Genomic DNA, 12,266 nt, shown 5'->3' with positions numbered 1-12,266 from the left:
CAGTATTGAAAATTCAGCAGATTTTGTTGAGATTAAATTTAGATTTTCAATTGGAACCATTAATGAAAATAGAACATTACCACCGACTAACCAAGCAAGCGGTCGCACTTTTAGAGTCAGAATCAGACCTCGTCGCCAATTTAGCGAATTTAAGTGCATTGTTAAATATGGAACTGGTTGATTTAAATTGGGTCGGATTCTACCTGTTAAAAGAAGAGGAACTGGTATTAGGGCCATTCCAAGGTAATCCTGCTTGCGTTCGAATTCCTGTAGGTCGTGGCGTTTGTGGAACGGCAGCTGCTAGCAATACGGTCCAACGTATTTACGATGTTCATCAATTTGAAGGACATATTGCTTGTGATGCCGCAAGCAACGCTGAATTAGTTATACCATTCTCAATAGGCGGAAAAATAGTAGGGGTATTAGATATAGATAGCCCAACTATTGGTCGTTTTAATGAAATTGATGAGGAGGGATTAACATTTTTAATGCTAGAAGTAGAAAAGCTGCTCAATTCGCAGGCTAACAAGGCATAAATTATCTATCTGGAGTGGTTTTTCGTTTCTAGGTCACTATAATACCACCCATATTTACTTTATCGCTTGCGGATAGGCCGCAATAACCAGGAATCCTAAATGGAAAATACTGAAAAGTTAAAAAACAGCAAAGAAGTTATCGCATATATTGCTGAATGTTTCCCTAAGTGCTTTACTTTAGAAGGTGAAGCAAAACCTTTGAAAATTGGTATTTTTCAAGATCTTGCAGAACGCTTGAACGAAGATGAAAAAGTAAGTAAGACTCAGCTTCGCGCAGCACTAAGACAGTACACATCTTCATGGCGCTACCTACACGGTGCTAAAACAGGTGCATCACGTGTTGACCTAGACGGCAACGCATGTGGTGAACTTGAAGAAGAGCACGTAGAACACGCTAAAACTGCATTAGCAGAGAGTAAGGCACGAGTTCAAGCTCGTCGTAAAGAACAAGCGCAGAAAGCGCGTGAAGAAGGTAAAGCGGCTAAGCCAAAAGCTAAGAAGCCACAGGCTCGTCGTCCAGCACCTAAAGCACAAAAAACAGAACAAAAGCCAGTAGAAACGCGTGCTGTAACTGCCGATGATATGAAAGTTGGCAATGATGTAAACGTTAATATGGGCAAAGGAAACATGGCAGCGACCATTGTTGAAATTAATAAGGAAGATGTGCGAGTTCAACTAGCAAACGGCCTGCAAATGGTTGTGAAAGCGGAGCACTTGCGCGCATAAAGGAGATACTCCTACGCATGAAATGCCGTTCAAAATTGACTCTGATCGCTGCTGGCCTATGGCTAGCAGTGTCATCAGCTCAGGCTCTTGAAGCCAAATTAAGCAAAGAGGACTTACCCGTTCTCGCTCCTGAAGTTCAGCATGAAACCGCTAGCAAGCGCGTTACATCACGCTTTACTCGTTCTCATTACAATCACTTCACTTTAGACGATCAGTTTTCTCAAGCTATATTTGCTCGTTATGTTGAAATGCTCGACTACAATCGAAACATTTTTACCCAAGCAGATATCGACTCTTTCACACAATGGTCTGTCGGTCTCGATGAGCAGCTTAAAGCTGGTAAAAATCAGATAGCATTTGATGTCTATAATCTATCGATGAAAAAGCGCTACGAACTATTTGAATATGCGCTAACACTTCTTGAAACTGAAATGAAATTCGATGTCGATGAGTCTATCGAATTGGATCGCTCTGAAGCGGCTTGGCCTGCCGACATGGCAGAAGTTAAAGAGCTTTGGCGTAAGCGTGTTAAATACGATGCGCTTAATCTGAAAATGACGGATAAAGAGTGGCCTGAAATTAAAGAAGTTTTAGGTAAGCGTTATAACAATGCGATAAAACGCTTAAGTCAGACCAATAACGAAGACGCATTTCAGTTATATATGAATGCCTTCGCTCGTGAAGTGGATCCTCATACAAGTTATCTCTCGCCTCGTAATGCCGAGCAGTTCCAGTCAGAAATGAATCTTTCATTGGAAGGCATCGGTGCTGTACTGCAAATGACGGATGATTATACGGTTATTCGTTCATTGGTTGCTGGTGGTCCTGCTTCTAGCAGTAAACAATTAGGTGAAGGTGACCGAATTGTTGGTGTTGGCCAAGACGGTGAAGAGGTCGTTGATGTTATTGGTTGGCGTTTGGATGATGTTGTTCAGTTAATTAAAGGGCCGAAAGGAACTAAGGTTAATTTACAAATATTACCAGACGGTAAAGACGCCAAAAGTCACGTTGTAACAATTGTTCGAGATAAGATTCGCTTGGAAGATAGAGCGGTAAAATCTGAAGTTATTGAACGAGATGGAAAGAAAATTGGTGTTCTAGAAGTCCCGAGCTTTTATGTCGGTCTTGCTAAAGATACTGATAAGTTAATTGTTGAACTGGTTGCTGACGGTGTTGACGGAATCATTGTTGATTTACGTAACAACGGTGGCGGTGCGTTAACAGAAGCAACAGCGTTATCTGGGTTGTTTATTGAAAGTGGTCCTGTCGTTCAAGTTCGTGATAGCTATGGACGTGTCAATGTAAACAGTGATACTGACGGTAAAATTAGCTATGAAGGCCCGCTAACAGTATTAGTGAACCGATACAGTGCATCAGCTTCTGAAATTTTTGCGGCAGCATTGCAAGATTATGGTCGAGCAATCATTCTTGGCGAAAACTCTTTTGGTAAGGGTACAGTACAGCAGCACCGCTCTTTGAATCATATTTATGATCTGTTCGAAAAAGAGTTAGGTTACGTACAATACACCATTCAAAAGTTCTATCGAATTAATGGTGGTAGCACTCAAAACAAAGGCGTCATTCCTGACATCTCTTATCCAACCGCAATTGATCCTGCGGAAACCGGTGAGAGTGTAGAAGATAATGCTTTGCCTTGGGACCGTATTGATCGAGTTAAGTACGATATCCTTAAAGATAATGCAGCTAAGATCGGTAAACTGACAGCACTGCATGATGTTCGTATCGCTAAAGACATGGAGTTTCAGTTTATTGCTGAAGATATTGAAAAATATCTGGCAGATAAAGATGACAACACCATTTCACTGAGTGAAAAGGCGAGACAAGAAGAGAGTGATAGAGCTGACGATTTGCGACTTGCTCGTGTTAATCAGCGTCAAAAAGTACACGGTGAAGAGCTTTTTGAAACGCTAGACGACATTCCTAAAGATTATGAAGCACCTGATGCTTATCTTGATGAATCTGTCGCTATTATGGTTGATATGATTCGTTAGATTGCCACTTTAAAAGTCAATTTAAACCAAAAGCGAGCACTAGTTGCTCGCTTTTTTTATGGATAAAATAATGTGATCCATATCAAAATAATGGCGTTATTTGTGATGCGTGCCTAAGCTTTAATAAAAGTGAGGAGCATATGATGAAATGGATAACAATATTTTTAGCGTGTGTTAGTTTTTCAGTATTTAGTGAGAATTCTAATAAAGACGGTGACTTAACTCAGTTTGATTTGCCTTTTTTGTTAGGTGATTGGTACTTGGTCAATCCAGATCCTGAAAACTCAAGTGATAACTTCATGGCGATCAAATTATCACTTAACTCCAACTACTCTTTTCAGATCGACATACAAAAGAAAGACTACAGTGTGGACCATTGGGAAGGGCTTTATGCCGCCAATGAAGACACTATTATTCTTGGGTTAAACACATCAGAGCCTCAAGTTTATAACTACTCGGGTAACCACAATCTTCTTAATATGAATGGTGTGATGTTTACTAAAGCTCTGCCCAATGCATTGGCTGGTATGTGGTCAAGTGAGCAACTAGCAGGTGATGATCTCCTTGCAAGTAATGTTAGCCAAATGGACCTTATTTTACAGCCTGACTTTGTATTTCTATTTAGAGTGAGTAATCAAGAAGGAATGGAAACGGTCCATAAAGGAGTTTATTACACGGAAGGTGATCATCTTGTATTGCTCTATGAGAAAGGCGAACATGATACGCGGTATACACTGAATCATGATCGATTAACACTTGAGGCTGAAGAAGGTGGAATGTACGCCGTATTAAATAGAATACGATGAAATAACATACAACAGTCACTAACCCATATACTAGGCAAGTATGTCGTACCACTGCTATTAACTAGCGTTATCTAACAAGGCCGATGTATTATTCAGCACCTAAACGAGGTATTTACATAAAATACCTCGTTTTTTTTGTTTAGGGGTTGTAACTGTTGCTCACACATCGTAGAAATAGAGCATATGTTTTCAGTCACAAGGACAAAGACAATGGCACATACTCCCCAAGCCAAATACCGCAAAGATTATCAAGCACCTTCATTTACAATTACCGATCTCGACTTAACTTTTGATTTGTTTGATAAAGAAACATTGGTCACTGCTTCTACTTCGATCAAACAGCTATCGGATAGCACAAGTTTACAGCTAGACGGAGAAGGGCTTGTATTAAAAGAAGTTCAAATAGATGGCAAAGCTTGGAGTGATTATGAGCTAAGTGAAACGGGCTTAACGATTAATTCAATGCCTGGTGACTGTCAGCTGACCATTGTTACTCAGTTGAACCCTGAAGAAAACACAGCTCTAGAAGGTTTATACAAATCGGGTGGTGCATTTTGCACACAGTGTGAAGCCGAAGGTTTCCGCCGTATTACTTACTACCTTGATAGGCCCGATGTACTGGCTAGATTTACTACGACAGTTATTGCCGACAAGAAACAAAATCCATTTTTATTAAGTAACGGTAACCGTATTGAAGAAGGTGAAGCAACGAACAATCGTCATTGGGTCAAATGGCAAGACCCACATCCAAAACCTGCTTACTTATTCGCTTTAGTTGCTGGTGACTTTGATGTTCTTCGTGATAAATACGTCACCAAATCAGGACGAAATGTTGAACTAGAAATTTTCGTTGATAAAGGTAACTTAGACAGAGCCAACCATGCGATGGTCTCGCTCGTTAACTCGATGAAGTGGGATGAAAATCGCTTTAACCTCGAATACGATTTAGATATTTACATGATTGTAGCCGTCGACTTTTTCAATATGGGTGCAATGGAAAACAAAGGCTTGAATGTATTTAACTCAAAATATGTTCTCGCTAATGATCAAACTGCGACAGATACAGACTATCTGGGAATCGAAGCCGTCATTGGCCATGAGTATTTTCATAACTGGACGGGTAACCGAGTCACTTGTCGTGATTGGTTCCAGCTAAGCCTAAAAGAAGGTTTAACTGTGTTTAGAGATCAGGAATTCTCTTCTGATCTAGGATCTAGAGCGGTTAATAGAATCAATAACGTTCGTATTATTCGTGGTCCACAATTTGCCGAAGACGCAAGCCCAATGTCCCACCCAATTCGACCAGATAAAGTCATCGAAATGAATAACTTCTATACACTGACTGTGTATGAGAAAGGAAGCGAAGTCATTCGAATGATGCATACGTTACTTGGCGAGCAAGCATTCCAAAAGGGCATCGCTCTCTATTTTGAACGTCATGATGGAACGGCGGCTACTTGCGAAGATTTTATCTCCGCTATGGAAGATGCATCGGGCATCGATCTTAAACAGTTCCGCTTATGGTATAGCCAATCAGGCACACCGAAAGTTGTTGTGACCAGTGACTACGACAGCCAAGGTAAAATCTATTCGTTAACAATAAAACAATCGACTAACGCGACACTCGATCAGGCAGATAAAAAACCATTGCATATTCCGTTCGATATTGAACTGTACAATGCGGTAGGTGACGCAATTCCGCTACAGTGTAACGGATCAAAAGTATCGAATGTATTGAACGTGACTCAAGACGTGCAAACATTTATTTTTGAAAACGTAGAAGAAAATCCGATACCTTCTTTGTTGCGAGAGTTTTCCGCACCAGTAATTCTGGAGTATGACTATTCAGACCAAGAACTTATTTTCTTAATGAGTAACGCACGTAACGAATTTGCACGTTGGGATGCAGGGCAGATGTTACTTGCGAAGTACATCAAGAGTAATGTTGCCAATATTCAAAAAGGCAAAGATGTTGTTGTAGATGCTCAAGTTGTAGATGCGTTTCGCGGTGTGTTGTTAAGTAATAAATTAGAGCCTGCGTTCATTGCAGAAATGTTAGCACTACCAAGTCACAATGAAGTGTCGGGTTGGTACGAAGAAGTTGACGTAGATGCAATAGCAAAAGTGCTTAGCCAAATTAAGAAAACGCTGGCTCGTGAACTAGAAAATGAGTTGAATGCGGTGTACAACGTAATGGCTCAGAAAGAGTACACAATAGAGCACAGCGCGATCGGACAAAGAGCACTTTGTAATATTTGTCTTTCGTACTTATCCTATACATCTAATGGACAAAGCTTAGTTACAGCACAGTATAAAAACTCAAATAACATGACAGATACCATTGCAGCGATGAACTCTGCAAACGGTGCAGAGCTAAAGTGTCGTGAAATGTTAATGGCTGACTACAGTGACAAGTGGAGCCATGATGGTTTGGTCATGGATAAATGGTTTGCGCTACAAGGAACTAACCCTGCAAGTAATGCTCTCGATGTCATCAAACAAACAATGGATCACTCAGCGTTCAGTATTAAAAACCCGAATCGCACACGTAGTTTGATTGGCGCATTTTTAAATGGAAACCCAGTTCAGTTTCACGACAAGTCGGGTAAAGGCTATAAATTCGCGGGAGAAATCATTCGTGATTTAAACAGCAGTAACCCACAAGTAGCCTCGCGTTTGATTGATCCATTACTGAAATATAAAAAGTACGATCAAGCGAGACAAGCGTTGATTAGAAAAGAACTTGAAGCATTGAAATCATTAGATAACCTCGCTAAAGACCTTTACGAAAAGGTGACCAAAGCACTAGAGTGTTAAGATAGAAAGTCAAAGGTGGTGGATAGCCACCTTTGACTCTTGTTTTTCGTTCCAGAGTAGAGCCTTTTGATTGTGAAACAGTATAACTTCTCTTTAAATATTACTTATCAAGCTTTTCTAGATCACTATTCTGGCGCTGCAAGTGTCGTACACGTAGTGACAGATTCAGGGTTAAGACTGCAATTACCAGCGGTAAAATTTAGAGCTTTCTTAAGCCAAATTGGCGTGAAAGGTCGCTTTAGACTGACAACTGACCACAACAATAAGTTTTTGAAGTTAGAAATGCTCTGAACAATTGATTTAACAGCGGTTTAAACAGTACTCCTATCACATTATCAAACATTCCTCCTGTTACACGTAAAACTTTCATTAACTATTTGCTAATAAAACTTTTACAATAAAATCATGCATTACCTGCTTTAAGCACTATGCTTACAGCATTCCCTACATAAAAATACAATTCTAATTGTGGAGCGTAAATATGACCGCGCGTGAAACTTTAATGCCGGTTCTTCTTGAAAAGGTATATAAGCTAATTCAAGACAAACTAGAGCTTGCTCATCAACCCTTAGTGACACAACTTGCACAACATCTTTTTAGCAATATTGCGAAAGAAGATTTGATGGAGCGAAATGAATCAGACCTGTATGGTGCCGTCGTGAGTTTATGGCACCATATTAATGAGAAAAAACCTGAAGACATTTCTGTACGTGTTTTTAACCCGGTCGTTAGTCGTCAAGGTTGGCAGTCTACACATACCATCGTAGAGATGGTTGTGCCGGATAGTCCGTTTCTTGTTGATTCAGTGAAAATGGCATTGAGTCGTTTGGATTTATCGTCTCACTTAATGCTTCACGGGCCGACTCAAATTGAACGTAATAATAAAGGGCAAACTATCGGAATTAATAGTGGTGATGGGGTGTTCCAATCCCTTTTTCATATTGAGGTTGATAGGCTCAGCAGTAAAGAGACAATGGCTTCTTTAAAAAAGGAGCTACTCAGCATTGTTATTGATGCGGGTTATGTTGTAAAAGATTGGCTGTTAATGGTTGAAAAACTAGAGCAAGTGACCAATCAGGTCGTTAGCCAAAAAGAGACAATTGAACAGAAAGATGATCGTTACGAAGACACGATCAAGTTCTTGCGTTGGTTAGGTGATCATAACTTTACCTTCATGGGCTACAAAGAATATGACCTTGTTAATGTAGATGGTGACACTGTTCTTAAGCCAACGGAAGAAACCGGTCTTGGTCTTTTTGCTGAAGAAAGTCGTGTAAGATCTGTGAAGCTATCAGACTTTACCGACTCCGCACGATTAGAAGCGATGAAAGAGTTCTTACTCATCGTGACCAAAGGCAATACTCAATGCCGCATTCATCGCCCAGCCTATACCGATTACATTGGTATCAAAAAATTCGATAAAAAAGGTAAGGTAATCGGAGAGCATCGATTTACCGGCCTTTATACATCTGCGGTATATAACCAAAGCGTTGAAAGCATTCCTCTGATCAGAGAAAAAGTAGAACGCATATTAGATCTTAGTGGTTACCGTGATGGATCATACTCATACAAAGCACTGCATAATATTTTAGAAAATTACCCACGCGACGAATTACTTCAGGCGAAAGATAACGAGTTACTTGAAGTCGGTATGGGTGTCGTACAAATGCAAGATAGAGATATGTTGCGATTATTTGTACGTAAAGACCCGTTTGGACGCTTCTTTAGTTGCATGGTTTATGTAACCAAAGATCGTTATAACACTGAGTTGAGACGCCAAACACAACGTATTCTTCAACAATACTTTGGCTGTGAACAAGAAGTGGAATTTACCACTTATTTTTCAGAAAGCCCGCTGGCTAGAACCCATTACATTGTACGTGTAGATAATAATAATATGGATGTAGACGTTAAAACGATAGAGCATAATTTGATGGAAGCGTCGTCTACGTGGGATGACCGACTTTCAGATGCCATTGTGGCCAACTTTGGCGAAAGTAATGGTTTGCCAATGTCTAAAGATTACATGCGTGCTTTCCCACGTTCGTATAAAGAAGACATGATGCCAGGTTCTGCGGTTGCAGATATTGAGCGACTCGAAGCACTGAATGATGATAATAAGCTGGGTATGCTTTTCTATCGCCCACAAGAAGAAGCGGCTGATTCAAAAGCGGTGAAGTTAAAACTGTATCATCGAGACGAACCAATACATCTATCTGATGTTATGCCTATGTTGGAAAACTTAGGGTTACGTGTCATTGGTGAATCACCTTATGAAGTCAGAAAGGTTAACGGACAGACGTATTGGATCTTAGACTTCTCAATGCTGCACAAGAGTGACAAATCAGTAGATCTTCGTGAAGCAAGAGATCGTTTTCAACAAGCATTTGCTGCAATTTGGGAAGGAGAACTAGAAAGTGATGGGTTTAACCGACTCGTGTTGGGTGCATCATTATCTGGTCGTGAAATCTCAATATTAAGAGCTTATGCTCGTTATATGCGTCAAGTTGGTTTCCCGTTCAGTCAGCAATATATTGAAGATACATTGAGCCATTACCCTCACATTGCTAAAGGGTTAGTTGATCTATTTGTTAAGCGTTTTGATCCAAAATCGAAGGGTAGCCAAAAGGGTCAAACTGATCTAATTAAGAAACTAACCGAGCAGTTGGATCATGTTGAAAGCCTTGATGATGATCGAATCATTCGTCGTTACATGGAGATGATCACTGCAACGCTGAGAACTAACTATTATCAGCTTGGTGAAAATAAACAGTCTAAACCTTGGTTGTCATTGAAAATGAAGCCAAGTGACATTCCAGAAATCCCTCAACCAGTGCCTGAGTTTGAAATATTTGTTTATGCACCAGACATTGAAGGTGTGCACCTACGTGGCGGAAAGGTTGCTCGTGGTGGTCTACGTTGGTCTGATAGACAAGAAGATTTCCGAACTGAAATTTTAGGCCTTGTTAAAGCTCAACAGGTTAAAAATACTGTAATTGTTCCTGTGGGTGCAAAAGGTGGTTTCGTATGTAAACGCCAGCACAACTTCACAGGCCGCGATGAGATTTTTGCAGAAGGTCAACGTTGTTACAAACGCTTCATCCGCGCGTTATTAGATGTGTCAGATAACGTGATCGACGGTGAAGTGATTCCACCTAAAAATGTTGTTCGTCATGATGAAGATGATCCGTATTTGGTGGTTGCTGCCGACAAAGGCACAGCGACATTCTCTGATTTAGCAAACTCAGTATCTGAAGAATATAATTTTTGGCTAGGTGATGCTTTTGCTTCAGGTGGTTCAAATGGTTATGACCACAAAGCAATGGGCATTACCGCTAAAGGTGGTTGGGAGTCGGTTAAACGTCACTTCCGAGAAATGAACATTAACTGTCAAACCACTGACTTCACTGTTATTGGTGTTGGTGATATGGCGGGGGATGTGTTTGGTAATGGTATGCTGCTTTCTAAGCATATTCGTCTTCAAGCGGCATTTAACCACTTACATATCTTTATTGATCCAAATCCAGACTCAGCTAAGTCTTGGAAAGAACGAAATCGCTTATTTAATCTTCCACGTTCTGGTTGGGATGATTATAACGAGAAACTAATCTCGAAAGGTGGGGCTATTTTCTCTCGTCGAGCAAAATCTATCTCTTTAACACCAGAGATCCAAAAGATGCTTGGTACGAAGAAAGGATCTATGGCACCAAACGAGTTAATTAAGAAGATCCTTTCCATGGAAGTTGATCTACTTTGGAATGGTGGGATCGGAACCTATGTGAAAGCATCGGCCGAAACACATACCGATGTAGGTGACCGTGCGAATGATGTATTACGTGTTGATGGACAAGACGTTAAAGCTAAAGTGATTGGCGAAGGTGGCAACCTTGGAATGACCCAACGCGGTCGTATTGAGTTTGCATTGTCTGGTGGCCGAGTTAATACCGACTTTGTTGATAACGTAGGTGGTGTTGATTGCTCCGATAACGAAGTTAATATCAAAATCTTCCTAAACGGGCTGGTTACACATGGCGACCTAACCGTTAAGCAACGTAATAAAATCCTTGAGTCAATGGAAGAGGAAGTAGGCGAAATAGTTCTTGATGACGCGTATTGCCAAGCGGAATCAATTTCAGTTACCGAGCATCAAGGTGTTTCGTTAGTTAAAGAACAAATTCGATTTATCCATACTATGGAGAAATCAGGTCATTTGGATCGTGCACTTGAATACATCCCTGATGATGAAACTCTTCTAGAGCGTGAAAAGCAGGGTAAGGCATTAACGCGTCCAGAATTATCGGTGCTTATTGCATACGGCAAAATGACGCTCAAAGAAGATCTTGTACATGAAGACATTGCCAAAGATGAATTTCATGCGCAAAACCTAATCACTTACTTCCCTACGGAGTTACGCCGTAACTACTCGCAATATATGGATAATCATCCACTTAAAGCAGAAATTATAGCGACAGTGCTTGCGAATCAAATGGTTAATGAAATGGGCTGTAACTTCGTGACCCGTTTGCAAGAAGAAACAGGATCAACCATTGTTGATATTGCGAACGCTTATGTCGCCGCAAGAGAGATCTATGGGCTAGGAGACGTATTACTCAAAACACGTGCTCTTGATAATAAGGCTGACTCTAAAACTCAATATGATGTTTTGTTCTACGTTCGTCGAACACTCAGACGATTGGCCCGCTGGATCTTAAGAAACCGTCCTGGAAAACAATCCGTTAAACAGATGATTGAACTGTATCAATGTGACGTTCATGCCATTACTAATCAATTAGATACGATGTTGGTGAGTGAAGAAGTGCAAGAGCATGCCGAGATGGCTCAACGTTGGATTGATAACGGTATCTCAGCAGAATTAGCAAAATATGTATCAAGATTGTCTAGTCTTTACTCAGTACTGGATATATCCACAGTAGCCCGTGAAAAGGGCAAATCTATCGAACAAACAGCTAAATTGTATTACAACTTAGGCGATAGACTGTCTCTTCATTGGTTCTTGAAACAGATTAACGGTCAAGCAGTCGACAATAACTGGCAAGCATTAGCGCGAGCGGCGTTTAGAGAAGATTTAGATTGGCAACAACGACAACTAACCGGCCAGGTTATGAGTTGCAGTTGTGATCCAGATAAACTCGATGTCATCAAAGCACTTGATGAATGGATAGTAAGTAATGAAGTGTCATTGCACCGGTGGGAAAACATTTTAAATGAGTTCAAAGTCGGTTCAGTCCATGAATTTGCTAAATTTTCAGTCGCTTTGAGAGAATTGATGCTATTAAATTTGAATTGTGCAGCAAATGAGTAAATAATAATGCCCCGTCGATACGGGGCTTTTTATTCTTTCGGAGGCA

At 40.5% G+C, this 12,266-nt stretch carries 7 protein-coding genes; all 7 read left to right on the top strand.

Going from position 1 to position 12,266, the window contains the following annotated elements:
- Positions 1 to 62: 62 nt before the first annotated feature.
- The 7 genes from L4C54_RS01150 (at position 63) to L4C54_RS01120 (ending at position 12,220) form a co-directional block, all read left to right on the top strand.
- Complete coding sequence (locus L4C54_RS01150; RefSeq protein ID WP_428806749.1) at positions 63 to 536, top strand: GAF domain-containing protein; 474 nt, start codon at positions 63 to 65, stop codon at positions 534 to 536.
- A 99-nt stretch (positions 537 to 635) separates the two neighbouring features.
- Positions 636 to 1,262 carry an RNA chaperone ProQ gene (gene proQ / locus L4C54_RS01145; RefSeq protein WP_428801972.1) on the top strand — a complete coding sequence of 209 codons (627 nt, stop codon included), beginning with the start codon at positions 636 to 638 and terminating at the stop codon, positions 1,260 to 1,262.
- Positions 1,263 to 1,279: 17 nt separating this feature from the next.
- The gene (gene prc, locus L4C54_RS01140; RefSeq protein WP_428806748.1) at positions 1,280 to 3,274 is read left to right on the top strand and encodes a carboxy terminal-processing peptidase; all 1,995 of its coding nucleotides are present in this window, start codon (positions 1,280 to 1,282) and stop codon (positions 3,272 to 3,274) included.
- Between the two features lie 143 nt (positions 3,275 to 3,417).
- Positions 3,418 to 4,080, top strand: a complete 663-nt coding sequence (locus L4C54_RS01135; protein WP_428802142.1) for a hypothetical protein — start codon at positions 3,418 to 3,420, stop codon at positions 4,078 to 4,080.
- A 210-nt stretch (positions 4,081 to 4,290) separates the two neighbouring features.
- Positions 4,291 to 6,897: an aminopeptidase N gene (gene pepN, locus L4C54_RS01130; protein WP_428806747.1), complete on the top strand. Its 2,607-nt coding sequence runs from the start codon at positions 4,291 to 4,293 to the stop codon at positions 6,895 to 6,897.
- A 72-nt stretch (positions 6,898 to 6,969) separates the two neighbouring features.
- Complete coding sequence (locus L4C54_RS01125; protein ID WP_428801975.1) at positions 6,970 to 7,188, top strand: DUF2835 domain-containing protein; 219 nt, start codon at positions 6,970 to 6,972, stop codon at positions 7,186 to 7,188.
- A gap of 190 nt (positions 7,189 to 7,378) precedes the next feature.
- The gene (locus L4C54_RS01120; protein WP_428806746.1) at positions 7,379 to 12,220 is read left to right on the top strand and encodes an NAD-glutamate dehydrogenase; all 4,842 of its coding nucleotides are present in this window, start codon (positions 7,379 to 7,381) and stop codon (positions 12,218 to 12,220) included.
- Positions 12,221 to 12,266: the final 46 nt, after the last annotated feature.

Source organism: Vibrio lamellibrachiae, assembly GCF_050337265.1.
Classification (GTDB): domain Bacteria; phylum Pseudomonadota; class Gammaproteobacteria; order Enterobacterales; family Vibrionaceae; genus Vibrio; species Vibrio kyushuensis.
Note: the sequence above shows the minus strand (reverse complement) of the source record. Positions and strands in the feature narration are given on the sequence as shown.

Bases quoted from the DNA above. Each gene is read 5' to 3' on its own strand.
- L4C54_RS01150 (WP_428806749.1), top strand. From the start codon at position 63: ATGAAAATAGAACATTACCACCGACTAACCAAGCAAGCGGTCGCACTT.
- proQ (WP_428801972.1), top strand. From the start codon at position 636: ATGGAAAATACTGAAAAGTTAAAAAACAGCAAAGAAGTTATCGCATAT.
- prc (WP_428806748.1), top strand. From the start codon at position 1,280: ATGAAATGCCGTTCAAAATTGACTCTGATCGCTGCTGGCCTATGGCTA.
- L4C54_RS01135 (WP_428802142.1), top strand. From the start codon at position 3,418: ATGAAATGGATAACAATATTTTTAGCGTGTGTTAGTTTTTCAGTATTT.
- pepN (WP_428806747.1), top strand. From the start codon at position 4,291: ATGGCACATACTCCCCAAGCCAAATACCGCAAAGATTATCAAGCACCT.
- L4C54_RS01120 (WP_428806746.1), top strand. From the start codon at position 7,379: ATGACCGCGCGTGAAACTTTAATGCCGGTTCTTCTTGAAAAGGTATAT.